This is a genomic window from Flavobacterium sp. LAR06, assembly GCF_041946075.1.
Taxonomy (GTDB): domain Bacteria; phylum Bacteroidota; class Bacteroidia; order Flavobacteriales; family Flavobacteriaceae; genus Flavobacterium.
Genome location: NZ_JAUTYT010000004.1, coordinates 11,895 through 38,801, shown reverse-complemented (window position 1 = coordinate 38,801; position 26,907 = coordinate 11,895). Strand labels below are relative to the sequence as shown.

Below are 26,907 nucleotides of genomic sequence, written 5' to 3'. Positions count from 1 at the left end.
AATGAAACTATGAAAAAAGTATATCAATTCACACTATCAATTCTATTGTTTTTGATGATTTTCAACAACAATGTTTTCGCACAAAAAACGAATATTCCGGGTAAAACAGAATGGTTCGATCCTAATAGGCCGGCAACAACGTATTGCAATCCAATTAATATTGGTTACAATTACACAACACACAATCATAACGGAATTCCGGAATCACGCCGTTCAAGCGCGGATCCGGTTATAATAACTTTTAAAGGTGAATATTATTTATTCGCGACAAATCAGGCTGGATTCTTTTGGAGTAAAGACATGTCAGATTGGAAATTTGTTTACGGCAGTTTTCAAAGAAAGCCCGGAGATGATGATCAGTGCGCACCTGCTGCATGGGTTGTAAATGATACTTTGTTTTATGTAGGTTCAACCTGGAAAAGAGATCATCCTATTTGGAAAACAGCTGATCCAAAATCAGGACAATGGCTTAGACACGTGGATAAAGCAATGCTGCCAACCTGGGATCCTACCATTTTTCAGGATGATGATAAAAAGGTTTATATGTATTATGGTTCAAGTGGAAAACTACCTCTTGTTGGAGTAGAAGTTGATTATAATACATGGCTTCCAAAAGGAAATCAAGCCGATTATGAAAAATTATACAAAGCGACAGAAGTCGAGGATATTCAGCGTCCCTACGGCCAGATAAAAGAAGTGGCTATTTTGGATCCTTCAAATCATGGTTGGGAGCGATTCGGACCAAACAATGATATGGAGCCTGCACCTTGGGGGAATTTTATTGAAGGAGCCTGGATGACCAAACATAATGGTAAATATTATATGCAATATGGTGCACCAGCAACTGAATTCAAAGGCTATGCCAACGGTGTCCATGTAGGAGATAATCCTTTGGGACCATTTACATATCAAAAACACAATCCGATGTCATACAAACCAGGCGGATTTGTAATTGGAGCCGGACACGGAAATACTTTTGCTGATAATTACGGGAATTACTGGAACACCGGAACCTGTAAAATCTCCATAAAGGACCGCTTTGAGCGTCGTATAGATATGTTTCCTGCGGGATTTGATAAAGATGATGTAATGTATTCCATTACGGCTTACGGTGATTTTCCGATCGTTCTGCCAACTTCTCAAAGAAATCAGGAAAAAGGAGCTTCTTCAGGATGGATGCTGCTTTCATATAAAAAACCTGTCACCGTTTCTTCTGCTGAAGAATGCATGGAAGTAGAAACGCACAGAATGGACAACGGTGGAAAAAAAGTATATGAGAAATTCTGTTATGGTGCTGAAAATTTAACCGATGAAAATATTCAAACCTATTGGTCAGCAAAAACAGATGCACCTGGCGAATGGATGCAACTAGATTTAGGCAGGCCGATGGAAATAAAAGCGTTACAAATCAATTATGCAGATCATAAAGCGACACAGTACAACAAGGCTATGGATATTTATTATCAGTATAAAATCTTCATGTCTGATGATGCTCAAAACTGGACATTAGTAGTAGATAAATCGCAAAATGCAAAAGATGTTCCGCATGATTACGTAGAGCTGACAAAATCAATTAAAGCGCGTTACATCAAAATGGTAAACATGCACAATGCTTCAGGATTGTTCGCCGTTTCAGATTTTAGAGTCTTCGGAAATGGCTTAGAAACAAAACCAAAAGCAGTATCTAACTTTAAAGTTACCAGAAATGCAAAAGATTCCCGAAATGCAATGATTAGCTGGAAAAAACAATCTGATGCGGTAGGTTATAACATTTATTACGGAATCTCTCCAGACAAATTATACAACAGTATTATGGTGTATGATAAGGCGTCGTATGACTTCAGAGGTTTAGATAAAGGCACAAAATATTACTTTACAATTGAGGCATTTAATGAAAGTGGAATTGGTGCACAAAACAAGTTAATAGAGGTAAAATAATTTAAGAAAAGTTGTACTGAAATCTGTGGCAGGTCTAAAGAATTTTGTTCCTTTGTACAACAACCCAAAAAACATAATTAAACCTATGAAAAAAACGATTCTTTTAACTGTTTTAGTTTTAAACGGATTGACATCTTTTGCACAGTCAAATGATGAGAAAAACATTAAATTATTCTATAAAAAGGCTTTAACCGAGTCAAAATGCTATACTTGGCTTGAGTATTTATCTAATGATATCGGAAGCCGTTTATCGGGTTCTCCAAGTGCTGAAGAGGCAGTAAAATACACAAAATCTCAGTTAGAAAGTTTGGGACTTGATAAAGTATACCTTCAGGAAGTTATGGTACCTCATTGGGTTCGTGGCGAAAAAGAAACTGCTTTTATTTTAGATAATAAAAACAAAACGGCAGTGCCTATTTGTGCTTTGGGAGGATCAATTGCAACGCCAAAAGCGGGACTTACTGCTGAAGTTGTTGAAGTACAAGGTATTGAGGGATTAAAGACTTTAGGAGATAAAGTAAAAGGTAAAATTGTGTTTTTTAATAGACCAATGAACCCTGAAAATATCGAAACTTTTACATCATATGGTGCTTGTGTAGATCAAAGATTTGCAGGAGCAAAAGAGGCAGCTAAATTTGGAGCTGTAGGAACCATTGTTCGTTCAATGAATTTACGTTTGGATGATTTTCCACATACGGGAGCACAAAGTTATGGCGATCTTCCAAAAGAGCAATATATTCCAACCGCTGCAATAAGCACAAATGGAGCTGAATTATTAAGTAAATCTCTAAAAGTTAATCCTGCTTTAAAGTTTTATTTTAAACAATCTTGTGAGACTTTACCAGATGTATTGTCTTATAATGTAATTGGAGAATTGACAGGAACAGTAACTCCGGAGAACATTATAGTTGTTGGTGGTCACTTAGATTCCTGGGATCTTGCAGATGGTTCTCATGATGATGGAGCAGGAGTAGTACAAAGCATGGAAGTAGTGCGAATTCTTAAAAATTTAAACTATAAACCTAAAAATACAATTCGTGCAGTATTATTCATGAACGAAGAAAACGGCGGAAAAGGTGGTGCTAAATATGAAGAAGTTTCTAAACAAAAGAAAGAGAATCATATTTTGGCTGTAGAAAGTGATTCAGGCGGATTTACTCCAAGAGGATTTTCAATACAAGCTGATGATGCCAACTTCAAGAAAATACAAGGATTTAAAGACTTTTTCGAGCCTTATTTAGTACATAGTTTCACAATTGGTCACGCAGGTTCAGATATTGGTCATTTAACGTCTAAAACAATCGTTAAAGCAGGTTTAAAACCAGATTCACAACGTTACTTTGATTATCATCACGCGGCAAATGATAAATTTGATGCCATCAACAAAAGAGAGTTGGAATTAGGAGCTGCAACCATGACGTCATTAATTTATTTAATTGACCAATCAGGAATTGTTCTTCCAACAGCGAATTAATAGAGATTTAATTTATAAAAAAAAGCGATGAGTAATCATCGCTTTTTTTTATGGAATCTATTTGTACAAATCTGTTTTATACATAAAATCCCTGGTCTAAAAACATTTTGTTTTTTAATATGTATCAATAACAGTTTTTAGTAAATCAGAATCAACGAGATCAGAAGGAGCAACAACTTTTTCCTTAAGCGGAACATCATTTCCATATCTTTCCTTCAATATCTTTTGGACTCTTTCATCAGTCAAATTAAAATCCTTCAATTGTTTTAATTTTGATAATTCTATTCCGGCGCCATTTTTATAAATCTTCCAAACTAATTCAGAACAATAAATTCTTGTATCCGTCCATTCAAAATAGGCATCGTATTCCTTGCCCAGAAGTTGTTTGCCATAGATTTTCATTTTGTCAAGAGTTTCCTCTGTTAAAATAGTTTCAGCATTCTTGAGTCTCTTAACAACATATTTATGCTCTTTTCCGTGAGAGATCCATTGCTCAAGAGGTGTTATTTTTACAGGCTGTACCGCTTCCAAAACAAATTGTCCGCCATTAACAAAGAAAATAATGCCGCAATGCGAAAACTTAGAGTTTGTTGCAATTCTTACTGCTTCACACTGTTTAGATTCTGACGTCTGAAAAATAAGATCTCCATCATGAATTTTATCCGATACAGCATTTTCCGGCTTTTTTCCAGAAAATGGATTGTTCGGAAAAACCTTCATCGCAACAAACAAAGCACAACCAAAACTCAGTAAAAATGTAATGATGGGAAATAGATATTTTGATTTTTTCATCGTTTGACTTTTATGAATAAAGTATGATCTGGCAAATTAAGAGCAAAAAAAATAGTTACCAAAATGATAACTATTTTTAAGTATACTTTGTGAAATATTAGATTCTAAAAATTCCTCCTACAGCAATAATTCTTTGAAAGAAGAAAAAGTCTTGCGAAGCTTTGTCTTCATTACTAACCGTAGTTCTAATGTCCTGCATGTTAATGTAACCTCCTTTTAACTCACCTTGCAAGTAGAAGTACTTGAAAAAAGTAAAGTTGATTCCGGCTTTTGCAGAAACACCAAAACCAGAAATATGAAAATCATCGTGGCGTTCTTTTCCTAATAGGGTTGTATTGGTTTTAGGATATAAAACTCCGGCACCCAAACCTTCAGTTAAGTTAATCTGAACCTTATCTATATTTGGTAAACCAAACCATTTCGAGATATCGTCATGTCTGGAAACCTCAGTATTAACATAGTTCAAACCATCTGTATGTTCGTACATTAAAAAAGCAGGACCATTTTGCGGAGTAACACCGTTATCATAACCACCTTCCTGAGCACCGCCCTGAGACATATCTACAGGTGTATTATTATAGTCTCCGTTGTAAATATGTCCAGCCTGATCATCAGGTAAATTAATATAACCTGTAACATTTGCTGTTTGATTTTGTGTCATTACATATTTCATGTGATCTACACCAATGGCAACGCTATAGTGGTCATTAATGAAATAACCAAATTTCAAATTCGTTTGCGGAATTGTCATTTTAGCTGGATTAATATAATCAACATGCCATCCTTTAGGCTTGTCGTGTGCTGTCATATTGTCAACCGTAAAGTTATAGTCTTTACCTCTAAAAGTAACATCAGATTTAGAGTAACTATCTCTATTACCACCCCATGAAACAAAGAACTTTCCTTTATTGTGTGCTGCGTATTTATCTTGTATTGCAATCTCTTCCTGAGCAAACGTATTTACAGCGAAACACATTAAAAAAAAAGGCAAGAATAAAAATTTATTTTTCAATTATGGCTTATAAAAATTAGAATGAATTAACTGTTTTTCTAATGGCAACTAATTTAGTCATTAAACCTTCAAAATAGTCTAAATGAAGCATATTGGCACCATCGCTTTTTGCGTTAGCAGGGTCAAAATGAGTTTCGATAAAAATACCGTCAACACCTACAGCAATACCCGCTTTGGCAACAGTTTCAATCATATCAGGTCTTCCGCCCGTAACACCGGCAGTTTGGTTAGGCTGTTGCAACGAGTGTGTTACATCAAGAACCGTAGACGCATATTGCTGCATAGTCGGAATTCCTCTAAAATCAACAATCATGTCCTGGTAACCAAACATAGTACCACGATCTGTAACCATAACATTCTCATTATTACAGTCTAATACTTTTTGAACCGCATGTTTCATGCTTTCCGGACTCATAAATTGTCCTTTCTTCAAGTTTACTACTTTTCCTGTGTTGGCCGCAGCTACAACAAGATCAGTTTGGCGCACTAAAAAGGCAGGAATTTGTAATACATCAACGTATTGAGCAGCCATATCAGCATCTTCATTGGTATGAATATCTGTTACAGTTGGAACGTGAAAAGTCTCCGAAACTTTTCTTAAAATTTTTAATGCTTTTTCGTCACCAATTCCCGAAAAACTGTCGATTCGAGAACGGTTGGCTTTTTTAAATGATCCTTTAAATACATAAGGAATCTGAAGTTTGTCGGTAATACCAACTAATTTTTCAGCAATTCTGAGAGCCATTTCTTCTCCTTCAATAGCGCAAGGTCCCGCCAATAAAAAGAAATTACCACTATCAGTATGCTTAATTTGTGGAATATGTTGTATGTTCATAATATGATTTTTTGACAGTGCAAAGGTAGTTATGATTTATGAATAGCGGATGAGGATTTAAGATTATTTTAAGAAGCTAATCCTGCTGCCCTTCCAAACGAAGTTCACTGAACTCCAATTAAAATAAATTTAATGTGAAGTAATCTTTTGTGCCGAACCCCGGCACAAAAGGGTTTTCCCTCCCATCAGGGCTAGGGTTTAGTGGAATTACGAGTTTTCAAGAAGTTTTGAATTGTAAAGTTCTAAGATTGTACTTTCAAATTGAATTCTGAAACTAATATAGTTTCTAATTGTTCGTCTTCAAAAGAAAGAAGTTCAGTTACTCCGTTTGTTACTGATTTTAAGGAATTTTTAGATAATATCTTTTTGCCCAACGGATTTTGTAAAACCACAATTAATTTTTGTGTAAAAACCGAATCCGGATGCGAGTAATTGTAATAATTGGCAGGTTTAAAATCGATCCATCTTTGCGTTGCCAAATCAAATGAATATAAATTAGTCCATTCTTGTCCAATCAGTATTTGCAGTAGATAATCATTATCTTCTGTTTTCACCAATGTAAAAGTATCAGAATCGTGCTGAATCTCAGTTCCAATTTCGCTCAATTTCAAAGGTTGTCTAATACTGTTTCCTCCAAAACCTAAATCAATCAGATAATCTTCATTTTCGATAGTTACAATAATACCCAAATGCGTTTTCGCATTCTGTCCGGGATTTACCAAAGGGCGTGCCGCAACATAATAATGCGGAATACCAATTTCCTGCAAAGCCAGTGAAAACAAACCATTAATCTGATAACAGTAACCGCCTCGATTTAGATTCACAATTTGATTTACAATATCATCACCGTTTAACGATATAACTTTTCCGGCCTGAACATCAATATTCTCAAAAGGAACACTGAATAATTGGCTGCGCATTAATTTTGTAATGCCTTCAATATTTAATTCAATTTCTCCTGAAAATTTGATTCTGTCTAAGTATTGTTGCAAATTGAAGCTTGTTGCTTCAATTTTATATTGATTTTTTGATTGATTCATTAATTATATTTTTTCTATACAATCAAAATTAAAGCATTTAAACAAGTAGAACGAAGAGTTTAACTTATTTTTTAGGCGTTGCAAGCCTGGGCTTCAATAAATTTACCTTCTCAATAATCTAAATATCTTGTTATTCGGGTAATTTTTTTTGCTTTTAATTTAATAATACATTAATCATTATTAATTTCTTTTTTCCTTAAAAGAGTTTTAACTACTCTATATAAAACATTGGTATTCCAGTCGTTTAAATAACTATAACCACGATTTACATTAACTGCATCATCTTTGGAATAAATGGCAAAATAAGTAGTGTAACTTCTGGTTCTAACTTTTTCCCATGGAATAAATTCATTTTTAGGTTTTAAAGATGCAGTATTTAAAATGGTCAAACCGTCCTTAGTAACGATCACTTCACCGATTTTAATATCTTCTCCTAATTCGTGTTTTTGGATGTATTTTGTTGCTATTTCTTCGAAATAAAGTTCCCATAAAGAGTCTAAAATTTCATTGCAAAGCTTATGATATTCATCTTTCTTTCTGCCAAAATAAGTTTTAAAATTGATCTTAATAATTTGATTATCATTACTACGAATCGATATAACATATTCTCTTCCGAAAACGAATTTATATCTCATGAATTTTACTCCAAAATTATATTCAGCAATTTCATCTTTTTGAAAAGTGATAAAGGAATTATTTCTTAAATCTTTGCTGTCAAATTTTATTTGGTTTTGCTCTAAGATTAGTTTTCTAGGATAGTTGTCTGTAATGCCTCTTCGGATGATAAACTCTTTTGGATTCATTTATTATTTATTTTTTTGCTTTGTGATTGTTATTGAAAGGCTCGTGTTCTCTTAAATCTAACATAAAAAATCCAAAATAGAATCTGTCCGGTAAAAAATAAAATATTCATAAAAACATGAAAATAGACGACGATATAAATCTGATTAATAAAGTGATCCGGATCAACGGAATGGAAGTTAAGGAGGTCATAAAAGATTTATTTTACCAAATAATACTCCGGGAATAGTTAACGAAAAATGGATTAGGAATTTCTTATCACTGATCTCTTTAGTTAATTTTGAAAGCTTCCAATAATGAAATGTTACAATACTTAAAATTATAAATTTGATTAAATTTGAAATTGTTTGACCAGGAATAATAGTAGTATTCCATCCGGGAATTATCGAATAGAAAAAATCAGAATTTATAGTTAGAATAGCAATGTAATAAGGAAATACGGCCAGTGATAAAAGGGTGAAAATTATAAAAGCTGTTTTTGTTTTGATCATTTTATTCGTCGTATGATTTTTTTATAAAATATTGAATGATTATAAAGACTATGAGTATAAAAGTAAGAAGTAAAGACATCATAATAAGTCCGAGGATTCCCATCCCGCATCTAAAACTATTTGGGTTTTGCTCAAAATATTTATTAAGATTATAGGAAGCAATATAAAAAGATACAATAGATAAAATAATCTGTGAGATTAAGCTAATAAAACATACCGTTCCAAACTTTAATGAAATTGTTTCACCAATTGCTTTTCTACCAATTATAATTTGAAATAATAGTGGTAAAATAATTAAAAGTAAAGGAATATTTCCCAACATAGATTATTTGTGTTTACTCCTTCTTCAAGCTTAATCCCATCGGGACCATCAAAATTCCTTTTTCATAAACATTCAAATAAAGGGTAACAGGTTTCTTTTGTCCTGGCCAGGTCAATTCGTAAACATTTAAAAACCCTGCACCCATATCGCTTCTTTTGGTTGGAAAAGGACAACAGGTTTCTAATCTTTTATATGTGATTTTTTCACCATTTGGTCCTGCAAGAGCATTTAGAAAACGAGTTTCGTTTAAGGTTTCATTTCTAGTATTTTGGTAGAAAATATTTATAGGATAATCTGGATTATAGCCGTATTTTTTGTCGTTGCTAAAAAGTGTAATGGCAAAAGTATTGTCTTTCTTCAATACCAAATCGGGAGCGTTATCATCAACATTTTTTAAAGTCGATTTTGAACTCACGCAGGAAGTTGCAGTAATTAGTAAAATGATAAAAAAAGCTATTTTTTTCATGGTTTAAGAGTATTGGTCTTACAAATGTAAAGAGTAAAATAGTTTTTGCCACAGATTAAAGGATTAAAAGATTAAAAAAATAAATCGATGAAAACCTGTCCTATCCGTTTGATCCGTGTGCCATTAAGTTATTCTGCCTTTTTTGGATTCAGTTTTAATATTCCAACCACAATCAGATATTGTGCCACAAGATAAGTCAGCATGATAAAAAAGGAACTTCTTTCTATTGGTGCATAGAATTTGTTGATTGCCAAAATACTATCTGAAATTACAAAGACAATTGCACCTACAAAAATGTATTTATTCCCTGGGGTTTGCCAAACTAAAAATCCGTTAAAAGCAAATAAAAGCATAATTGAGATTACACTTGCGTAAACGATAACAGGTATTTTTAAATCGCCCAAAGAAGGTAATAATACCATAAGCATCCCAATAAGATAGAAGGCGACAAGAAGGCTTCCAATTCCGAAAGTAACTTTATTTTTATGAACTCTGGATTTTATCTGCTTATTAAATAATGCACAATAAATAATATGTGCCGTCAGAAAAGAAACAAGACCAAGTATAAAATAGATTTCAGCGATATCTGCAAAAAGCAAAATCACATCTCCAATCCATGAAAACAATAAAGCCGCTAAAAGCGCTTTTTTAGTAGAGAAACTACGATAAAAGTAAGTGCCAAAAGCTAATAGCGGAATTAAGACAGGTTTTAAAAATAAATCTAAATTTTCATATCCGGCAAGTAAAATAAGTAGATAAAGTGCACTAAAAGCAATGTAGGTTTTAAAAATGGTAGAATTTTTCATAATTGGGGTTATGAATTTATTAATTGATTTTGGGGAGTTTTAAAGTCTTTCATAATAAAATAAGCGTAAGTCAGAAATGACAGACTTAAGTAACCTAAAATAATATAATTGGAGAAAGGAAAAACTTGGTTTAAGCCAAACCAGTCTCCGTAATAAGAGATAATGGCAATGGCTGTAATGAAGCGCAATCCTTCCCAAAAAATGGCATATTTATTTTTATCCATCAATTCACAATAACTGTAAATAGTAATTAGAATAAAAAAGCCATAAATAAAGATGTTTGGCAGACCAATTTTGGCAATATTATCAAACAAATAAGTCACAAATAAAAGTGTTATTAATACTTGTGCCACAGCCCAGTAAATTAATTTTTGAGAGTTTTGTGTACCGTATTTTTCAAAATCATAGACATTCTCAATCTTGTGTACAGGATATTTCTCTTCAAAATTTTCAGGACGCCAGCCGGTTGGTTTAAACCAGATGGTGAGTTTGTCTTTCCAGTTCTCTGCACGCCAGGCATCTTTAATTAATAAAGTAAGATGCTGAAAATTTATCTTAATCGGGTTCCAGGTATGTGCAGGTCTTGTGATTCCAAAAACTGGCGGAACATCATCAAGTTCAGCCTGAAAAGTACCAAAAAGTTTATCCCAAAAAATAAAGATTTGCGAATGGTTTTTATCTAAATATTCCGGATTTATGGCATGATGTACACGATGATGCGAAGGAGTTACCAAAATTTTTTCAAGAAAGCCCATTTTTTTAATGTGCTTTGTATGATACCAAAATTGCAGAAATAAATGCAGCGGTAAAGTAATAGCAATTACAGAAGCGGGCACGCCTAATAATGCTGCCGGAATCAATAAAAAAGTAAATAAGTTTGCTAAACTCGCAATGGGCTGGCGTAAGGCGCAGGCTAAATTAAACTCTTCACTACTGTGATGAATAGCATGTTTGTTCCAAAAGAAATTAATTTGATGTGCCCATCTATGGCTCCAATAACCATAAAAATCGATAACGAAAAAAGCAATGCAATAGGAGAGGACATTAGCTTCAAGGTGATAAATTGCAATATTAGAAACCAGCCATTCGTAGGAAATAAAAGTAAGGCTCAAACCTAAAACATCTTTCACCGAGTTGGTAATTCCGGAGCTGATACTCGATACGCTGTCTATTAAAGGTGCAGTGTCTTCTTTTTTATAGATGCCGTAAATTTTTTCAATTATAATTAGAACCAAAAAAACAGGTGTGGCGATAATTAATATTTTTCCGTATTCTTCCATAAAAAAACATTCTATTTTATTCCAAATATAGAATAAAATAGAATGTTTTTTAAATTATTTACAATTAAACAATTTCGGCGCTAAGTCCAGCTTCCAAAAGTTGTGTACATTGAGGTTTAAGTTTGTCCATTGGCCCTGTTTTTACAGTGCATTTTCCATTGTAATGTACAATTAAGGAACATTGTTCTGCTTGTTCAGCCGTGTGACTGCAAACACGCATTAAAGTGTCAATTACGTGATCAAAAGTGTTTACATCGTCGTTATAAACAATGATTTCATTATTGAAACCAACTGCTTCTTTAACCTGAACTCTTTCTCTTACTTTTTCTTTAGTACTCATGTTTTTAGGTTTTTGTACTGTTGTAATTACTAAAACTAATTTACGTATTTTAATGAAACCCAGTTGTTTCTTTGAAATTTTTTAACATATGTCAATCCTTTTTCAGTGCAGGAAGCATCAATAAAAGGAATATCTTCTTCGTAAAAACCGCTAAATAAAATGATTCCATCTTTATTTAAACAGTCTACATAACTTTGCATATCATTCAACAAGATGTTTCTGTTGATGTTGGCAATGATTAAATCATATTTTTTACCAGCTAATAAAGCAGCATCGCCTTCATAAACGGTAATGTGTTTGCAGTTATTGCGTTCTGCATTTTCGATAGAATTCAAATAACACCAATTGTCAATATCAATTGCATCGATCGGCTGAGCTCCTTTCATTTCGGCTAAAATAGCTAGAATCGCAGTTCCGCAACCCATGTCTAAAGTTTTTAAACCTTGAACTTCCATTTCTAATAAATGCTGAATCATCATATGTGTTGTTTCGTGATGACCTGTTCCGAAACTCATTTTTGGTTCGATTACAATATCAAATTCAGCATCCGTTTTTGGATGGAAAGGGGCACGAACGTGACATTTCCCGTCAACATCAATCGCTTCAAAATTTTTCTCCCATTCTTCGTTCCAGTTTACCTGATCGATTTCTTCAACTGTATACTCTATTTTAAATTCTTCAGACTGTAAAATATAAATGTCATCCAGAATGTTTTCATCCCATAGATCTTTCTTCACATAAGCAGAAATTCCGTTGTCCGTTTCTGTAAAAGTTTCAAACGCTTTTTCGCCTAATTCAGCAATTAAAATTTCTGATCCCGGTTCTTTTGGCACAATCGTAAAATGATATCCTAAATATATATTTGACATAAATAATTTTTTTGCAAAGGTAACAATAGAAAGTAGAAGTTGCTTATAAATCTGGGAGAACATTGTTAATTTAGGAATAAATTAAAGCGCAAAAAAAGCGTTCGCTGATGCGAACGCTTTTTTTATAAGTAAGATTTTAAAATCTAAAATCTAAAATTAGATTGCTGTAACAATTGCTAAGAAATCATCAGCTTTTAAAGCTGCTCCTCCAATTAAACCACCATCTACGTCTGGTTTACCAAAGATTTCTTTTGCGTTGTCCGGTTTTACAGAACCACCGTATAAAATAGAAACTTCGTCAGCGATATCAGCACCAAATGCTTTACGAACAACTTCTCTAATGAATTCGTGCATTTCCTGAGCTTGTTCTGGTGAAGCAGTTTCCCCAGTTCCAATTGCCCAAACTGGCTCATATGCTAAAACAACATTTGCCCAAGATTCTTTTGCGATATGGAATAATCCATCACGCAATTGATTCTCTACAATATTGAAGTGATTTCCTGATTGACGGTCTTTTAATTCTTCTCCAAAACAGAAGATTACCGTCATATCATGTTTCAAGGCTGTATCCACTTTGTTTGCGATTAATGCATCAGTTTCATGGAAAATAGCACGACGCTCAGAGTGACCAAGAATTACTGTGTTTACACCAATACTAGTTAACATATCTGCAGAAATTTCTCCTGTAAATGCTCCGCCTTCAGCCTGGTGAACGTTTTGGGCAGCAACGCTAATTGTTGTGTTTTTAACTTTAGCAACTGCTGCCTGTAAGTTTACAAATGTTGGAGCAACAATTACCTGAGCAGTTGTTTGTGCAGGTATTTTTGTAATTAATTCGCTTAATAATTCTTGAGTTTGTTCTGCGTTTTTATGCATTTTCCAGTTTCCTGCAACAATCTTTTTTCTCATTTTGGTAGTTTTTATTATTCTTTTAATTTTTGTTTTTTGTGGGTAATTTGTGAAGGTATTTAGGCCTGTTTTAAACTTTTTAAGGTTTCATTGATTTTATCAAAATCAGTTTCGATAGCGCGGTATAAAACGATTTTTCCTGTTTTATCGATGATAATATATCTCGGAATCCAATCCAGATCAATTGCTTTTCCGAAAATACCTTTCATTCCGTCATTCATCATAAAATGATCGCCTTTTATTTCGTGTTTTTCAATTCCGATTTTCCATTTTTCAGCCGTTTTATCAGCAGAAAGGAATAAGTAAGAAACGTCGGGATTGTTGGCTTGTAATTCTTTTACTTTTGGCATTGCTTTTACGCAATCGCCACACCATGAAGCCCAAACTTCAATAACCAAAGTTTTTCCTTTGTATTTTTTTAAAATGTTTTTGAAAGAAGTCTGACCTCCATCAACAGTTAATAATTTTTCAGACAGAGCTTCTTTAGAGAAACTGGTTTTCTGCGCTTGAGAACACGAAAAAGTAATCAGTGCAATAACAACTAGAGCTATTTGTTTCATATTTAAATAATAGTTTAAAAATATTATGAATTGTATTTTCTGAACTGAATCTGCAAATTCAAATCAGAGCAATTTCATAAATTAAGGTTCCGAACAAAGTTAAACAAACAAATTGAATGCCAAATGGAGATTAACAAAATTTGAAGAGTCGTTTATTTTGTAACAAAACTGGAATTTTCGGTTAGAAAAACGCGATTGAAATCGTAATAGTTCGCCTTAAAAATGAAAAAATCTACTAATCATTTTTTTAGAAACTAAAAAATCGAACTATTTTTTTGCTAATGAAAGGATTTTAGGAACTAAAAAACGTCTGATTTTAATAAAAAAATCGGCAGACTAAATTATTTTATAGCCTACCGATTTTTATTTTTTATTTAGAGAAAATTATAATTTCAAATCTCCAGTATCATTGTAATGCACTTTTTGAAATACCGTTCCGTTGTGTAAAACAACGATACTTGGGTTTGCTCTTTCAATCGTTTTTAAAGCTGTTGCATCACAAAAATAAAAATCAACATTTAAGCCGTATTCTTTTTTAGCCTTTGCAATTTCATCAGCTCCAGAAGCTGTCATAGCAACCACTTTGTATCCTTTTGCTTGTGCTTCTTTGTTTAAAGCCTCTAATTTTTTCATTCCCGCCGGGTCAGATAAAGTCAAATCATAAGTAACAAAAAGTAATAATTTTGGTTCTTTTAAAAGTTCTGCTTTATAGTCAGAATCGTCTTTTGTCATTGTGAAATCGTGAATTGGCGGAACATATCCTTCGGTAATCACTTTATCTTTTCTATCTACAAAAGTAGCGCCTGCAGGAATATTTGCTAAATCTTTTTCACCAAATTCTTTATCAACACCGTTTACTTTATAAATGAAAATCATTTCAACTACAGACTTTGGAGCGCCTTCCGGAATTTCCATTCCTTTCTCAATATTGGTTCCCACTTTGTAAGGACGGAAATCTTTTATCGGATTGTGATTTAAAACCCAAACAGCCATAAAAGCACATAAAACAACGCTTACATAAACAGCAAAATTAGTTTGTGGAGTTGAAAACAATGGTTTTAATAATTTTTGATTGAAGAATAAGATCAAAATAAAGAAAAGCAATACCACATCTTTTGTGAACGACTCCCATGGTGTTAAATGTAAAGCATCTCCAAAACACCCACAATCTTTTACGACATCAAAATAAGCAGAGTAGAAGGTAAGGAAGGTAAAGAAAACAATTAAAAGCAATAAAGCCCATATCGTAGTTTTTACTTTATAACCAACCAATAACATTACACCTAAAACTACTTCCAAAATCACTAAAAAGATAGCTAATCCTAAAGCAAATGGCTCTAAAAAAGGCATATTGAAAACCGGCTCGCTAAAATATTCAGCCAGTTTATAAGAGAAACCAACCGGATCATTTAGTTTTATTAATCCTGAAATGATAAATAATACGCCGACGAATATTCGGGAGAATTGAGTAATGATATTTTTCATAATATAGGTTTAGTTTAAATTCCTCCCGATAGCTATCGGGACCAAATTTCAAAGATTAGGATTGGAATTTGGAATTTATTTTTTGGAATTTTATTTATTTATAGGCTCAAGAATTAGTGCAAAAACAGCATAATTTATCATATCCTGATAATTAGCGTCAATACCTTCAGAAACTAAAGTTTTACCTTTGTTATCTTCAATTTGTTTTACGCGAAGTATTTTTTGCAGAATCAAATCAGTTAAGGAACTCACGCGCATATCACGCCAGGCCTCGCCATAATCATGATTTTTGGCTTCCATTAATTCTTTGGTCAGTTTAATTTTAGCATCGTATAATTCGGTTGCTTTTTCTACATCAAGATCTGGCTGTTCTGCAACACCCAATTCTAATTGAATCAAAGCCATGATAGAATAATTGATAATTCCGATGAACTCTCCTTTTTCATCCTCATCTACTTTACGGATTTCGTTTTCCTGTAAGCTTCTGATTCTTTGCGCTTTTATGAATATCTGATCGGTTAGTGAAGGCAGTCTTAAAATTCTCCATGCACTACCATAATCTTTCATTTTGTTGATATATAACGTACGGCAAACTGTAATTACATTATCAAATTCAAGGGAAGTATTCTTCATTTATTGCTGTATATTTGCTAAAATTTCTTCAAAAATAAGGAATTTTTCAAGAGTTTCAAGTTTCAGGTTTTCTTTGTTTCAAGTTTTTTCTAAACAAATTGTTAATGCCGCAACTTTAAACTAAAAATTAATGTTTCAAGTTTCAGGTTTCAAGTTTCAAGTTCTGGAACTTACACAATCTACGTCAGCCTGAAACTTGAAACCTGAAACAAAAATAACAACAGATGACGATTAACTGCAAAGGTCAACTTATTGATTTGTCAATTCCTAAAGTAATGGGGATTTTAAATGTGACGCCGAATTCCTTTTTCGATGGAGGAAAGTATAAAAATGAAGAAGAGATTATCGCTCAGGCAGGTAAAATGCTTTCTGAAGGCGCGACATTTATAGATATTGGGGCTTATTCGAGCAAACCAAGTGCTGAATTTGTTACTGAAGCTGAAGAAATTGAACGTATTGTTCCGGTAATTAAATTGCTTTTAAAACATTTCCCCGAAGCTTTATTATCGATAGATACTTTTAGAGCTGAAGTTGCAAAAGCAAGTATAGAAAGTGGAGCAGCGATTATAAATGATATTGCAGCAGGAGAACTAGACGATAAAATGTTTGATTTAATTGCAGCATACAATGTTCCGTATATCATGATGCACATGCGTGGCAATCCACAAACGATGCAGACATTAACACAATACGATGATATTGTAAAAGAAATGCTTTTCTATTTTTCTGAAAAAGTTAAAAAGGCGCGTAGCCTCGGAATTAATGATTTGATTCTCGATCCAGGTTTCGGTTTCTCCAAAACAACAGATCAGAATTATGAAGTTTTGCAAAAAATGGAGCTTTTTAATTTGTTGGATTTGCCTGTTTTAGCGGGAGTTTCAAGAAAATCGATGATTTATAAAACGTTGAATAATACAGCACAAGATGCCTTAAACGGAACGACAGTTCTAAACACCATTGCGTTGGCAAAAGGCGCGAAAATCCTTCGAGTTCACGATGTTAAAGAGGCAATGGAATGTGTGACCTTGTTTGAGAAAATGATTTCGAAATAAGATCTAAAGAAAATAACATGACAAAAAGAATACTCTCTTTACTTTTTATGGCAATTTTTTTATCGGGCTGTGATGATAAAAATTTATCAGATTTGAAAAGAAATTGTGAGGATAAATCTAAGGATATAAAAGGGTTAAAAGAATATTTTGATAAAATAATTCCAGAAAAGTATTCGGTTAGAATACGTTATAACTCTTCTGATAATATTGATTTGGTTGTTTATGAACCAAGAAATATTTCAGATAAAAATGATTTACTTTTTCAACAATGGAATGTTGATTTTGAAGATTATGAAGAACCGAAAGATTCGCAGTATAAAAGCGAATATGACGGGAAAACGAAATCATTAGATGTAGTTAAAAAGAAACTTAAATGGAACAACAATACTTTTAAAGAGCTTTACGAAAAGTTAGAAAATGTAAATTGTATTGGTATATCAGATGGAAATCCTACTACACTTGAATATGGATACCGAGGAATGGGAGTTTTAAGTTATTTACTTTTTGATCATAATCTTAATGAGAAAGAACAAAAAGAACATTCAGATGATTGCTCGCAAATTTTTTATAAAGATAATATTGTATTTACATTTAGCTCTGGAGCCATAGGAAGTTTTTGCATTCCTGATTTTAAGAAAATTAATAAATGAATATTTATCTTTTAGCTAATTTAAACGAGATTTAAACATGAAGTACTTTACTCTAATTATAGCTTTTCTTCTTTTTTCATGTCAAGAAAAAAAAGACGTTTTACTCCCAAAAGCAAATGTGTCAATTGTAAAAGACGTTCAGGATCATTCGCCAATTTACCTCTTTTTCAAAACTGAAGGTAAAGATACAATTGCCGAAGTAAATAGAAAAAACAGCATTATCTCCACCAATTGGATTTTCAATATAGACAAGCGTTTGCCTTTAAAATTGGTAATTCAGGAAGTTATTAAATTACAAGAAAAAAAGCGAGGAGACAGCGCTCATAAAAATGAAAAAGCCGAAAATTATTATTCTTACGCAGATTCCATCGGAAAGAATTTGGCTTTTTTGCCTTTTACGAAAGTGTATTATAAAATAGAAAATGTCAGTAAAAATACCAGTCAGTTGTATTTCAGAAAAAATGGAATGATAGAATACAGAGGAAGAAAAACTTATGATTTTCCTAAAAATAATTTGAAACCCTTTCTGGATAGCTTAGTAATAAATCCAAAAGCTGAAATTATATTTTCATACGATAAAAGTATGCTTTATGGAGATTACATTCAATGTAAAATCCTTGTAAAAAACATTGTTGATGAAAAGATTCCATTTGTTTTTATAAGTGAAGAAGAAGAGTATATCTATTAAAAATTTTTAACTTGAAACAAAGAAAACCTGAAACAAAAGTCTACTGATGATGATAAGGTTCATTTCGTAAAATCGTAAATCCGCGGTACAATTGTTCAATAAAAAACAAACGCACCATTTGATGTGAAAATGTCATCAGCGAAAGCGAAATTTCCCCCTGCGCTTTACTGTAAACGGTGTCTGAAAATCCGTAAGGGCCGCCAATGACGAACACCAGTGTTTTAATTCCGGAATTCATTTTCTTTTGCAATTCTTCAGAAAAACCAACACTGGAGAAGTTTTTCCCGTTTTCATCCAATAAAATCAATTGATCAGTAGGAGAAAGTTTTGACAAAATCAATTCGCCTTCTTTTTCCTTTTGCTGACTTTCAGATAAATTCTTTACGTTTTTGATATCCGGAATAATCTCCAAATCAAATTTGATATAAAACGACAAACGTTTGGTATAATCGTCGATTAGAGTCTGTAACGATTTATTGTCGGTTTTGCCAATGGCGATAAGTTTGATGTTCATTGTCTTGTTTTTTTGCCACTAATTGCACGAATTTACACAAATTAAAATCTGTGTGAATCTTTTCGATCCGTAAAATCTCTGGACTATTTTTTATTCTCAAAAACGGTTTCAAAATGCTCTACAATTGGAAAAGGCTCGTAATAATGATGCAAAATCTTTTTCCATTCTAAGTACGCTTCTGAACTTCTAAAACCTATTGTATGATCTTCCAACGTGTTCCAATCGACCAGCAGAAGATATTTATTTTCGATCTCCAGACATTTCTCTAAGCGATGTCCCAAATAGCCATCAATGGAAGAAATATATTGACTTGCTTTTGCAAAATCAGCCTCGAATTGATTTGCTAAATCAGGTTTTATAAATAAGAAAACGGCTTCTAGAATCATAGTTTAATGTTGGGCAAACCTAACAGGTTTTTAAGACCTGTTAGGTTTCGTTAGTTTTTAGAAAATTTATCTTCAAAAGTTTTAAATCTTACATCCAAATTTTTTAATAATTGCTTTTTGACAGAAGCATCCTGAATAAAACTGTAATTGATACTGTTGTAAACATATTGCTTTATTGTCGTATAGGAAACATCAGGGTATCGTTTAGCTAATAAAACATATTGTTCTGTCATATTGGTTCTCAAGATTCCCGCATCGTCCGTGCTGATTACAATTGGTACATTAAATTCTTTGTAAAGCGTAAACGGATGACGACCGTCTTTTACTTTCAAAATGAATTCGTTACTCGTCAAATTAATCTCAATCGGAATATTGTTTTTTGCCATATAGCGCAACAGATCATATGAATTTTGTTCGTATGCGATATCAACTCCGTGACCAATTCTGTTGGCTCCTGCAATGTGAATGGCATCGTTAATATGCCAGGTTAAATCTTCTGGCTGAACCAAACCTAAAGTTAATTCGCCAGCATGAAGCGTATATTTTACATCCGGAAATTTAGAGTGACAGTACTTAAACATCAACATATGTAACCAATAATCTTTCATCGAATTTTCGCCATGTTCCGGAGAAACGATATTTACACCCGCAACTAATTTACTATCGCTTGCTGAGATAAAAGCAATTGTCAGATTTTTGAATAAATCAACCGGATCCATAAAACGAAGCACAAAGTTTTGATAGCGCATCGTAAATTTATCGTCATCAATTTTTAAGTCTTTGTGTAGTTTTGCTATGCAATTAGTATTGAAATCAGCCGCATATTTTTTAGCATCTTTCTGCTGAATCGCTTTGTACAATTCGTCTAAAAGTTTCATTACCGCTTTTTCATCTTTTTGAACAGAAGCCTGACGTAGTTTTGAATTGAAATCAGTTAAATCTGAAACATTCATATCACACGGAATCGTAGATAATTGTGTTTCGATGTAACTTACATTTTCTGAAAGAGCGCGTTTTTTTAATTCAAGCATTCCTTCTGCAAAATGCCCCTGGATAGTAGGCTCGAATTTTTGAAAAGAGTCAAAAAACAAATCGTCGGAAGGAACCGAAACGCCGTTATAATCCTTAGCCGACCAGGTTTGCATTACTTGTTGTTGATAGAAAGGTAATTTTCCTTCGTTTTTAAGAGAAGAGAAAGTTTGCCAATTGCCGTTTGAAGGTTTTGTTTTAGCGACTGCCATGGTTTCTAAATTCAAATAAAAATCTTCTGCAATAGCTCTCTCTAAAAGAGGTTCTGCATAAATTGATCCTGAAAAATGATGGTGTAAATCGCCTCCTTTAGGCATTTGTTGAAAAAAAGCTGTTAAGAGAGCTTCGTTGTTTCTGATTTTTTCTAAATAGTCGCCAGCCGTTTGAGAAAAGCCGATTTGCGCTATAAAAAAACAGAAAAGTGTAATTATCCTCGTCATACTCTAAGTTTAAATTACATGCAAATGTAAGGCTTTTCGAGGAGATTTGAAAATGTGTTTTGAAATTGGTTTTTCTTTATGTTGATTTAACCGCAAAGATCGCAAGGTTTAGTTATATGCTAAAACTGAATATAAACACAAAGTTCGCAAAGCTTTACCTAAAACTTTGCGAACTTTGCGTAATTCTTTGCTTGCTTTGCGGTTAAAAAAATCTTAGAACCTTAGCAACTTAGAATCTTAGCACCTTTAAGAAAAAAGTACATCACGAATATCCTCAGTCTTATCAAAAACACTTTTTGCAAAAGGACAAAGTGGAATAATTTTCAGGTTATTATTTCTGGCATATTCTACGGCTTTCATTACCAGTTTTTTGCCAACCCCTTTTCCGTTGAATCCTTCATTTACTTCGGTGTGATCAATAATGAATTTTGAATCTCCTGCCCAGGTATAGGTCATTTTCCCGGCTTCTTTTCCGTCTTCTATAGCTTCAAAATAGCCTTTTCTTATATCGTTGATTTGATTTATTTCCATGATAAATTATATTAATGTGGTTTTAATTTCTATTGAATGGGTTAGCGTTTTATGAATTGGACAGCTGTTGGCTATGGTTTCCAATCTTTGTCTTTGCGTTTCGTCAACTTCACCAATTACTTCTATTTTTCTTGTGAAAACGGATACACTTCGCTCAGAATCTCTTTCAAAATCAATTTTGACGTTTATTTCTGATACGTTCCATTGTTTGCGATTGATGTACATTCGCAAAGTAATTACGGTGCAGGAAGCTAATGATGCAGCCAAGAGCTCCGTCGGATTTAGACCTAAATTTTTACCGCCCAGTTCTTGGGGTTCATCAGATATTAAGACATTATCACTTGCTGATTTTACTTCAGTTCGATACAAACGTGTATCTATTTTTGCTGAGATCGTATCCATATTTTATTTGATTCTTGGTTCAGGTAAAGGCACAAATTCGGTTTCGCCCGGAACTTTCGGGAACGTTTGTTCTGTCCAGTCTTTTTTTGCTTTTTCGAGTAATTCTTTATCCGAAGAAACAAAATTCCAAAAGATAAAATGTTCTTCAGGAAACGGTTGTCCACCAAAAATATAAACAGTAGAGTTTTCGGCAATTTCAAACTCACATAAAGTGCTGTCAGTCGTAATTAGAATCTGTTTTGGATCGTAAATATGTTCGCCACTTTTAATACTTCCTTCCAAAATATACAATCCACTTTCGCCGAATAAATCTTTTCCAATATTGATTTTTTTAGCTTCCTTACTTTTTATTTCAATAAAATAAAGCGGACTATAAACAGGAACTGGCGATTTTTTACCAAAAGCTTCTCCGGCAATTAGTTTATAAGAAACACCATCTTCTTCCCATTTCGGAATATCATCTGCTTCAACATGTGCAAAATTCGGATCCATTTGTTCCAATTCTTTTGGAAGCGCCACCCAAATTTGTAAACCGTGAAGCATTTTGTCAGAATGTCTTAAATATTCCGGGGTTCTTTCAGAATGGACAATTCCTTTTCCGGCTGTCATCCAGTTTACGGCGCCGGGCTTTATTTCTAGTTCGGTTCCCAAACTATCGCGGTGCATGATGCTTCCTTCAAATAAAAAGGTTAATGTTGAAAGTCCGATATGCGGATGCGGAGGAACATCCATATTTTCATGATCACTTAAATGAGCAGGTCCCATATGATCGATAAATAGAAATGGTCCGACAGCTCTTTTTTCACGGAAAGGCAATAATCTCCCTACCATAAAATTGCCAATATTGGCAGCACGTTCTTCGATAATTAAACTAATATTTGACATGGTTATATTTGATTTGAAAACAAAATTACAGTGGTAACCCCGATCTATAACTTAATTTAGATTAAGAAAATTTGTTTTGTATTTATAAAAGTAGGGAAAATGTTTGGGTTTGTTTTTATGGCATTGATTTAATTTTGATTTATCCTAGAAAAGTCTCGGAGAGACGAAATGTTTATAGAAAATTCAGATACGAATTCTCATAAGCCACAGCGTGTCGAAATAAGTGTGAGAAGATATCGCTCCGCTGGAGCTTTTGTTGGTGCGTTTTCTCTTTGCTATAAACATAACACTCCTCTGGAGTATTACTGGTTCGTTGAAATTATTCAACTAACTCAAATTTCAAAGACTCACTTTCAGTTCCATTAATAATAATCGACAATTGATGCATGCCCGTATGAAAAACACGAGTTGTAATTAATTTAAAAGATTGCTTTCTTTCAACTTTAGTCAATTGATGTGGTTGATACATTTTTTCACTGATTTTAAAAACCTTTTTAGCCAAATGGCCTTTTGATTTTTTATAATGAACGGCGTATTCTAAACGAATGGTTTTGGCCTGGTCATTTTTATTATTTAAGTGAAATTGAAACTGTAAATAATCTCCAATTTTGACTTTTGACGTTTTGATTTCGAAATTTGAAAGTTCAATATTAGTGCTTTCCAAACCATAATGACTCAGAATTTCAGGATGACCTTGTTTTAATAAAGTACGACAGCCGTGTTTTATAATTGCATCTGTTTCCTTGCTGATGCCTTTCCATTTTTGCGCAATTTCAAGTACAATTTCAGGATTATCTTTTACAATATCATTTAAATTATTGGCGACACTTCGACGAACATATTCTGAGGGATCATTTTTTAGATTTTCTAAAATAGGCAGAATTGAAGTTGGATCTTTCTTTAAAAACGGAATCGCCATTGCCCAAGGTAATCTCGGGCGAGAGCCTTCGCTGGCTAATCTTCGCACATGATGATTTTCATGTAACGACCATTTTGTCATTTCATCAACCATCTTTTCTTTGTATTTTAAAATGAAAGGACGAACAGCAAATTCACAACTAATAAATTGTGTTATAGAAACAAAGGCTTTAGCCGAAGTTTTAAAATCTTCTAAACCATATTTTTCAATATAATCGGCAAAGAAAATGAAGGCCAGATTGCCATCTGTAAAACTGTTTTTCTTTAAATTTTGAATGATTTTATCAATTAAAGCAACAGCTTCTGGAAAACTTTCAGGTATAAATTGATGCAAGACAACAGTAGTGTGTTTCATGCGGTCTTTCCATTCTTTTTGTGCAAAATCGTCTTCGTAAATGGCTTCAATGAATTTTTGTTTGTTGAAAGATGGATGTACTTCGGCGACAGCCTGACCAAATTTTTCGTAGAAAGAAACCGAATAAATATCTTTAATTAATCCCATGGTTTTATTTGAATGAACTTCAAAGATATTTAATGTTCTCTATTAGTGGCGAACAAAAAATAAAAATATTTGAACATTAAGAGATTAACTTTTATTAAAGAGAAAAGCTTAATTTTTCTTAATATCTTCATGGTAAATAAAAAGAGATAATTAAGATACTAATTGACTTTTCGTGTTAAAGGAGCTTTCAAATCCCCAAAATAAGTCCTACTTTAGCATCTTATAAAATTTAAGAAAAATGATTAGCGAAGCACAATTTCAAGCCGAATTACAATTATTGATCAGCAATGCAATTCGAGAAGATGTAGGCCCGGGAGATTATAGTTCATTGGCCTGTATTCCTGATACAGCGCACGGACAAGCTAAATTATTGGTAAAAGATCAGGGGATTATTGCCGGTGTTGCCCTGGCAAAAATGATTTTTGAATATGTTGATCCAAAATTAAAAATAAAGACTTTCATAGAAGACGGAACGAATGTAGAATATGGCGATGTGGTTTTTGAAGTTTCAGGTAGTTCACAGTCTATTTTAAAGTCGGAAAGAGTGGTTTTGAATACCATGCAGCGTATGTCTGCGATTGCTACCAAAACCAGTCAGTTAATGCAGCTTTTAGAAGGAACGGGGGCTAAAATATTAGATACACGCAAAACAACGCCAAATTTTAGAGTAGCCGAAAAATGGGCTGTAAAAATAGGAGGTGGCGAAAATCATCGTTATGCTTTATATGATATGATCATGCTGAAAGACAATCATATTGATTTCGCTGGCGGAATAACACTTGCTATAAAGAAAACAAAAGAATATTTGAAAACCAATAATCTCGATTTAAAGATCATTGTTGAAGCACGAAATTTAGATGAAATTCGTGAAATTCTTTTAAGTGATGGCGTTCACAGAATTTTGATAGACAATTTTAATTATGAAGATACTAAAAAAGCAGTGGCTTTAATTGGTAAAAAATGCCAAACAGAATCGTCTGGAAATATCAATGAAAAAACCATTCGTGAGTACGGTCTTTGCGGAGTAAATTATATTTCTTCTGGCGCATTGACGCATTCGATTTATAACATGGATTTGAGCCTGAAAGCATTTTAAGAAGTTAACATCAATTCAAAGGAAATGAAGTTTAAAGTTCTATTCTTAATTTTATTTGCACAATCTCTTTTTGCTCAAGATAAGCCCATTGTTTTTGTAAATAATTCTAAAGCTTATTATAATGCGAAAACTGATTTTGATTTTGTAAATGAACCTACTTTTAGTGAAATTACTATAAATCCAAATTCAACATTTTTTTTTTACAGTAGACCCCATGTTAGTTGTTTTACATGGAGAGAAGTTAAAGGAAAATGGAAAAAAGAAAAGAATATCTACACATTTATAAATCAATATGAAATTATTGAAAATGACATTAAATTTACTTTTAAAAGAGATCCAGCAGAAAAATATGTACTTAAGTTTAAAACAGACAGAAAATCAGAATTAAAAAACAGAATTATTAAAATTCAATATTTATATAATTTTGATGATAAAATAGATGATTTTGAAAAATTAATCAACTTAAATCAAGAGGATTTAATAATCATTCCTTTTAGCGAAATTCCCAATCTTGGAAAGCTAGCTTCAATAAGAATTGAATATCAATTAAATGGTAATGAAAAACGTTATGGGTATATTACTGAAAATAAAGTAATAAATATAAGAGAGAATAGTATCCCAAATAATATTGAAATTGAATTTATTGAATTTCCAAAAAAAGAGATTGTTTACAGAACTACAAAAGCAAATGTAAACAATGGAAATCTACAAATTATTTCATCTGAAAAAACAAAAATCAAAATGATTGATTATTCAGATGAAATTGGATTTGAAAAGAATTATAAATTGGAAAAATAAAAGTTTTAAAATCTGAAGTCTAAAATCTAAAATAAATATATGTCTCAAGAAATTGAAGATCAAATTGAAAAGGTCCCGATTGTACGTTCTGTAGCTCGTCTTTTTAAGAGTATAAAATTTCCATGGCTTGAAGGGTTTTCGTTGTACGATTTGCTTGAAATGTATGTACTCGGAATTTTGGAAGGGGCTTTCTCGTATCATGCGAGTGCTGTTTCTTTTAGCTTTTTCATGGCTTTGTTTCCTTTTGCATTATTTATTTTAAACTTAATTCCGTTTATTCCTATTGAGGGATTTCAGGATGATTTTCTTCAATTTGTACAGCAGGGAGTTCCGCCAAATACATACGATGCAATTAGCAAAATCATTAGTGATATCTTAAATAATAGTCATTCTGGATTACTTTCTTCCGGATTTTTGCTTTCTATCTTTTTGATGGCAAATGGTATTAACGGAATCTTAAGTGGGTTTGAGTCTTCTAAACATGTTTTTGATAAACGCGGATGGTTTAGTCAGTATTTAGTTGCGTTGGCGATTTCGCTCATCATGACTATTATATTATTCGTTACCGTGGCTACAATTGTCGTTTTTGAGGTGTTTATTCAAAAAACGATCATTCAGGATGTGTTGAGTGATCGTATTCCGCTCATTATTTTAGGGAGATATTTGTTCGTTATTTTAATGATTTTGATAACATCTTCAATATTATTACGTTATGGTACAAAACAGTATAACAAAGTGCCTTTTATTAGCATAGGATCTGTTTTTACAACGATCTTAATTGTTATATCTTCGTTCTTTTTTGGGATTTGGGTTATAAAATTCTCAAAATATAACGAACTTTATGGTTCAATTGGGACATTATTAATTCTAATGTTTTACATTTGGATCAACTGTATGATTCTGCTTTTAGGGTTCGAATTGAATGCTTCTATCAGAAAATTAAAACAAAAAAAAAATAAATAA

29 protein-coding genes are annotated in these 26,907 nt (G+C 32.8%); 8 read left to right on the top strand and 21 right to left on the bottom strand.

What is annotated here, in order from left to right; genetic code table 11:
- The first annotated feature begins 9 nt into the window (after window positions 1-9).
- On the top strand, window positions 10-1,938 hold the full coding sequence (locus tag Q7C23_RS06995) for a discoidin domain-containing protein (protein ID WP_375031836.1): 1,929 nt from the start codon (window positions 10-12) through the stop codon (window positions 1,936-1,938).
- 85 nt (window positions 1,939-2,023) lie between these two features.
- Window positions 2,024-3,412: a M28 family peptidase gene (locus tag Q7C23_RS06990; protein ID WP_375031835.1), complete on the top strand. Its 1,389-nt coding sequence runs from the start codon at window positions 2,024-2,026 to the stop codon at window positions 3,410-3,412.
- A 114-nt stretch (window positions 3,413-3,526) separates the two neighbouring features.
- On the opposite strand, the gene Q7C23_RS06985 is transcribed toward Q7C23_RS06990, so the two are convergent.
- The 14 genes from Q7C23_RS06985 to Q7C23_RS06920 all read right to left on the bottom strand — a co-directional run bounded on the left by Q7C23_RS06985 (window position 3,527) and on the right by Q7C23_RS06920 (window position 16,053).
- Window positions 3,527-4,204: a YiiX family permuted papain-like enzyme gene (locus tag Q7C23_RS06985; RefSeq protein WP_375031834.1), complete on the bottom strand. Its 678-nt coding sequence runs from the start codon at window positions 4,202-4,204 to the stop codon at window positions 3,527-3,529.
- Window positions 4,205-4,301: 97 nt separating this feature from the next.
- Window positions 4,302-5,216 (bottom strand): hypothetical protein, encoded by a 915-nt coding sequence (locus Q7C23_RS06980; protein WP_375031833.1) that lies wholly within the window; start codon window positions 5,214-5,216, stop codon window positions 4,302-4,304.
- Between the two features lie 16 nt (window positions 5,217-5,232).
- A complete protein-coding gene (gene kdsA, locus Q7C23_RS06975) occupies window positions 5,233-6,051 on the bottom strand; it encodes a 3-deoxy-8-phosphooctulonate synthase (protein ID WP_155100910.1) in 819 nt (272 codons plus the stop codon).
- Window positions 6,052-6,293: 242 nt separating this feature from the next.
- Window positions 6,294-7,091 carry an arylamine N-acetyltransferase gene (locus Q7C23_RS06970; RefSeq protein WP_375031832.1) on the bottom strand — a complete coding sequence of 266 codons (798 nt, stop codon included), beginning with the start codon at window positions 7,089-7,091 and terminating at the stop codon, window positions 6,294-6,296.
- Between the two features lie 170 nt (window positions 7,092-7,261).
- Window positions 7,262-7,894, bottom strand: coding sequence for a hypothetical protein (locus tag Q7C23_RS06965; protein ID WP_375031831.1), 633 nt, complete (start codon window positions 7,892-7,894; stop codon window positions 7,262-7,264).
- An 824-nt stretch (window positions 7,895-8,718) separates the two neighbouring features.
- A complete protein-coding gene (locus tag Q7C23_RS06960) occupies window positions 8,719-9,171 on the bottom strand; it encodes a 2-dehydro-3-deoxyphosphooctonate aldolase (RefSeq protein WP_375031830.1) in 453 nt (150 codons plus the stop codon).
- A gap of 128 nt (window positions 9,172-9,299) precedes the next feature.
- Entirely contained in the window at window positions 9,300-9,977 is a 678-nt protein-coding gene (locus tag Q7C23_RS06955) for a lysoplasmalogenase (protein WP_375031829.1), read from the bottom strand.
- Window positions 9,978-9,985: 8 nt separating this feature from the next.
- Window positions 9,986-11,257 (bottom strand): sterol desaturase family protein, encoded by a 1,272-nt coding sequence (locus Q7C23_RS06950; protein ID WP_375031828.1) that lies wholly within the window; start codon window positions 11,255-11,257, stop codon window positions 9,986-9,988.
- Between the two features lie 64 nt (window positions 11,258-11,321).
- The gene (locus Q7C23_RS06945) at window positions 11,322-11,597 is read right to left on the bottom strand and encodes an ATP-dependent Clp protease adaptor ClpS (RefSeq protein ID WP_074657446.1); all 276 of its coding nucleotides are present in this window, start codon (window positions 11,595-11,597) and stop codon (window positions 11,322-11,324) included.
- Window positions 11,598-11,632: 35 nt separating this feature from the next.
- A complete protein-coding gene (gene prmA / locus Q7C23_RS06940) occupies window positions 11,633-12,466 on the bottom strand; it encodes a 50S ribosomal protein L11 methyltransferase (protein ID WP_375031827.1) in 834 nt (277 codons plus the stop codon).
- A gap of 156 nt (window positions 12,467-12,622) precedes the next feature.
- On the bottom strand, window positions 12,623-13,375 hold the full coding sequence (gene tpiA, locus Q7C23_RS06935) for a triose-phosphate isomerase (RefSeq protein ID WP_375031826.1): 753 nt from the start codon (window positions 13,373-13,375) through the stop codon (window positions 12,623-12,625).
- A gap of 59 nt (window positions 13,376-13,434) precedes the next feature.
- The gene (locus Q7C23_RS06930) at window positions 13,435-13,935 is read right to left on the bottom strand and encodes a TlpA family protein disulfide reductase (protein ID WP_375031825.1); all 501 of its coding nucleotides are present in this window, start codon (window positions 13,933-13,935) and stop codon (window positions 13,435-13,437) included.
- Window positions 13,936-14,319: 384 nt separating this feature from the next.
- Window positions 14,320-15,420 carry a BT_3928 family protein gene (locus Q7C23_RS06925; RefSeq protein WP_375031824.1) on the bottom strand — a complete coding sequence of 367 codons (1,101 nt, stop codon included), beginning with the start codon at window positions 15,418-15,420 and terminating at the stop codon, window positions 14,320-14,322.
- A 90-nt stretch (window positions 15,421-15,510) separates the two neighbouring features.
- On the bottom strand, window positions 15,511-16,053 hold the full coding sequence (locus Q7C23_RS06920) for a DUF1599 domain-containing protein (protein ID WP_072971155.1): 543 nt from the start codon (window positions 16,051-16,053) through the stop codon (window positions 15,511-15,513).
- A 224-nt stretch (window positions 16,054-16,277) separates the two neighbouring features.
- Here Q7C23_RS06920 and folP point away from each other — a divergent pair, with 224 nt between their 5' ends.
- Genes folP through Q7C23_RS06905 form a run of 3 tightly spaced genes read left to right on the top strand, consistent with a single transcriptional unit; the run spans window position 16,278 to window position 18,443 of the window.
- On the top strand, window positions 16,278-17,105 hold the full coding sequence (gene folP, locus Q7C23_RS06915) for a dihydropteroate synthase (RefSeq protein WP_375031823.1): 828 nt from the start codon (window positions 16,278-16,280) through the stop codon (window positions 17,103-17,105).
- A gap of 17 nt (window positions 17,106-17,122) precedes the next feature.
- Window positions 17,123-17,755 carry a hypothetical protein gene (locus Q7C23_RS06910; protein ID WP_375031822.1) on the top strand — a complete coding sequence of 211 codons (633 nt, stop codon included), beginning with the start codon at window positions 17,123-17,125 and terminating at the stop codon, window positions 17,753-17,755.
- 37 nt (window positions 17,756-17,792) lie between these two features.
- The gene (locus Q7C23_RS06905) at window positions 17,793-18,443 is read left to right on the top strand and encodes a hypothetical protein (RefSeq protein ID WP_375031821.1); all 651 of its coding nucleotides are present in this window, start codon (window positions 17,793-17,795) and stop codon (window positions 18,441-18,443) included.
- A 40-nt stretch (window positions 18,444-18,483) separates the two neighbouring features.
- On the opposite strand, the gene rlmH is transcribed toward Q7C23_RS06905, so the two are convergent.
- The 7 genes from rlmH to Q7C23_RS06870 form a co-directional block, all read right to left on the bottom strand.
- On the bottom strand, window positions 18,484-18,957 hold the full coding sequence (rlmH, locus tag Q7C23_RS06900) for a 23S rRNA (pseudouridine(1915)-N(3))-methyltransferase RlmH (protein WP_375031820.1): 474 nt from the start codon (window positions 18,955-18,957) through the stop codon (window positions 18,484-18,486).
- 83 nt (window positions 18,958-19,040) lie between these two features.
- Entirely contained in the window at window positions 19,041-19,343 is a 303-nt protein-coding gene (locus Q7C23_RS06895) for an antibiotic biosynthesis monooxygenase family protein (RefSeq protein WP_375031819.1), read from the bottom strand.
- Between the two features lie 50 nt (window positions 19,344-19,393).
- The gene (locus tag Q7C23_RS06890; protein WP_375031818.1) at window positions 19,394-20,812 is read right to left on the bottom strand and encodes an adenosine deaminase; all 1,419 of its coding nucleotides are present in this window, start codon (window positions 20,810-20,812) and stop codon (window positions 19,394-19,396) included.
- 246 nt (window positions 20,813-21,058) lie between these two features.
- A complete protein-coding gene (locus Q7C23_RS06885) occupies window positions 21,059-21,343 on the bottom strand; it encodes a GNAT family N-acetyltransferase (protein ID WP_375031817.1) in 285 nt (94 codons plus the stop codon).
- Between the two features lie 6 nt (window positions 21,344-21,349).
- A complete protein-coding gene (locus Q7C23_RS06880; protein WP_072971149.1) occupies window positions 21,350-21,745 on the bottom strand; it encodes an OsmC family protein in 396 nt (131 codons plus the stop codon).
- Window positions 21,746-21,748: 3 nt separating this feature from the next.
- Window positions 21,749-22,630, bottom strand: coding sequence for a pirin family protein (locus Q7C23_RS06875; RefSeq protein ID WP_375031816.1), 882 nt, complete (start codon window positions 22,628-22,630; stop codon window positions 21,749-21,751).
- 319 nt (window positions 22,631-22,949) lie between these two features.
- Entirely contained in the window at window positions 22,950-24,050 is a 1,101-nt protein-coding gene (locus Q7C23_RS06870; protein WP_375031815.1) for a DNA alkylation repair protein, read from the bottom strand.
- Window positions 24,051-24,288: 238 nt separating this feature from the next.
- Here Q7C23_RS06870 and nadC point away from each other — a divergent pair, with 238 nt between their 5' ends.
- Genes nadC through Q7C23_RS06855 form a run of 3 tightly spaced genes read left to right on the top strand, consistent with a single transcriptional unit; the run spans window position 24,289 to window position 26,907 of the window.
- Window positions 24,289-25,146, top strand: a complete 858-nt coding sequence (gene nadC, locus Q7C23_RS06865; protein WP_375031814.1) for a carboxylating nicotinate-nucleotide diphosphorylase — start codon at window positions 24,289-24,291, stop codon at window positions 25,144-25,146.
- A 24-nt stretch (window positions 25,147-25,170) separates the two neighbouring features.
- Entirely contained in the window at window positions 25,171-25,944 is a 774-nt protein-coding gene (locus tag Q7C23_RS06860; RefSeq protein ID WP_375031813.1) for a hypothetical protein, read from the top strand.
- 39 nt (window positions 25,945-25,983) lie between these two features.
- Entirely contained in the window at window positions 25,984-26,907 is a 924-nt protein-coding gene (locus tag Q7C23_RS06855) for a YihY/virulence factor BrkB family protein (RefSeq protein ID WP_375031812.1), read from the top strand.

What these genes read in the sequence shown, in the direction of transcription:
- Q7C23_RS06885 (WP_375031817.1), bottom strand. Translation starts at nt 21,343, where the DNA reads ATGGAAATAAATCAAATCAACGATATAAGAAAAGGCTATTTTGAAGCT.
- Q7C23_RS06920 (WP_072971155.1), bottom strand. Translation starts at nt 16,053, where the DNA reads ATGAAGAATACTTCCCTTGAATTTGATAATGTAATTACAGTTTGCCGT.
- tpiA (WP_375031826.1), bottom strand. Translation starts at nt 13,375, where the DNA reads ATGAGAAAAAAGATTGTTGCAGGAAACTGGAAAATGCATAAAAACGCA.
- Q7C23_RS06990 (WP_375031835.1), top strand. Translation starts at nt 2,024, where the DNA reads ATGAAAAAAACGATTCTTTTAACTGTTTTAGTTTTAAACGGATTGACA.
- Q7C23_RS06995 (WP_375031836.1), top strand. Translation starts at nt 10, where the DNA reads ATGAAAAAAGTATATCAATTCACACTATCAATTCTATTGTTTTTGATG.
- Q7C23_RS06905 (WP_375031821.1), top strand. Translation starts at nt 17,793, where the DNA reads ATGAAGTACTTTACTCTAATTATAGCTTTTCTTCTTTTTTCATGTCAA.
- nadC (WP_375031814.1), top strand. Translation starts at nt 24,289, where the DNA reads ATGATTAGCGAAGCACAATTTCAAGCCGAATTACAATTATTGATCAGC.
- Q7C23_RS06860 (WP_375031813.1), top strand. Translation starts at nt 25,171, where the DNA reads ATGAAGTTTAAAGTTCTATTCTTAATTTTATTTGCACAATCTCTTTTT.
- Q7C23_RS06955 (WP_375031829.1), bottom strand. Translation starts at nt 9,977, where the DNA reads ATGAAAAATTCTACCATTTTTAAAACCTACATTGCTTTTAGTGCACTT.
- Q7C23_RS06950 (WP_375031828.1), bottom strand. Translation starts at nt 11,257, where the DNA reads ATGGAAGAATACGGAAAAATATTAATTATCGCCACACCTGTTTTTTTG.
- Q7C23_RS06895 (WP_375031819.1), bottom strand. Translation starts at nt 19,343, where the DNA reads ATGATTCTAGAAGCCGTTTTCTTATTTATAAAACCTGATTTAGCAAAT.
- Q7C23_RS06880 (WP_072971149.1), bottom strand. Translation starts at nt 21,745, where the DNA reads ATGGATACGATCTCAGCAAAAATAGATACACGTTTGTATCGAACTGAA.
- Q7C23_RS06985 (WP_375031834.1), bottom strand. Translation starts at nt 4,204, where the DNA reads ATGAAAAAATCAAAATATCTATTTCCCATCATTACATTTTTACTGAGT.
- kdsA (WP_155100910.1), bottom strand. Translation starts at nt 6,051, where the DNA reads ATGAACATACAACATATTCCACAAATTAAGCATACTGATAGTGGTAAT.
- Q7C23_RS06910 (WP_375031822.1), top strand. Translation starts at nt 17,123, where the DNA reads ATGACAAAAAGAATACTCTCTTTACTTTTTATGGCAATTTTTTTATCG.
- folP (WP_375031823.1), top strand. Translation starts at nt 16,278, where the DNA reads ATGACGATTAACTGCAAAGGTCAACTTATTGATTTGTCAATTCCTAAA.
- Q7C23_RS06945 (WP_074657446.1), bottom strand. Translation starts at nt 11,597, where the DNA reads ATGAGTACTAAAGAAAAAGTAAGAGAAAGAGTTCAGGTTAAAGAAGCA.
- Q7C23_RS06960 (WP_375031830.1), bottom strand. Translation starts at nt 9,171, where the DNA reads ATGAAAAAAATAGCTTTTTTTATCATTTTACTAATTACTGCAACTTCC.
- Q7C23_RS06925 (WP_375031824.1), bottom strand. Translation starts at nt 15,420, where the DNA reads ATGAAAAATATCATTACTCAATTCTCCCGAATATTCGTCGGCGTATTA.
- rlmH (WP_375031820.1), bottom strand. Translation starts at nt 18,957, where the DNA reads ATGAACATCAAACTTATCGCCATTGGCAAAACCGACAATAAATCGTTA.
- Q7C23_RS06870 (WP_375031815.1), bottom strand. Translation starts at nt 24,050, where the DNA reads ATGGGATTAATTAAAGATATTTATTCGGTTTCTTTCTACGAAAAATTT.
- Q7C23_RS06970 (WP_375031832.1), bottom strand. Translation starts at nt 7,091, where the DNA reads ATGAATCAATCAAAAAATCAATATAAAATTGAAGCAACAAGCTTCAAT.
- prmA (WP_375031827.1), bottom strand. Translation starts at nt 12,466, where the DNA reads ATGTCAAATATATATTTAGGATATCATTTTACGATTGTGCCAAAAGAA.
- Q7C23_RS06855 (WP_375031812.1), top strand. Translation starts at nt 25,984, where the DNA reads ATGTCTCAAGAAATTGAAGATCAAATTGAAAAGGTCCCGATTGTACGT.
- Q7C23_RS06875 (WP_375031816.1), bottom strand. Translation starts at nt 22,630, where the DNA reads ATGTCAAATATTAGTTTAATTATCGAAGAACGTGCTGCCAATATTGGC.
- Q7C23_RS06930 (WP_375031825.1), bottom strand. Translation starts at nt 13,935, where the DNA reads ATGAAACAAATAGCTCTAGTTGTTATTGCACTGATTACTTTTTCGTGT.
- Q7C23_RS06890 (WP_375031818.1), bottom strand. Translation starts at nt 20,812, where the DNA reads ATGACGAGGATAATTACACTTTTCTGTTTTTTTATAGCGCAAATCGGC.
- Q7C23_RS06965 (WP_375031831.1), bottom strand. Translation starts at nt 7,894, where the DNA reads ATGAATCCAAAAGAGTTTATCATCCGAAGAGGCATTACAGACAACTAT.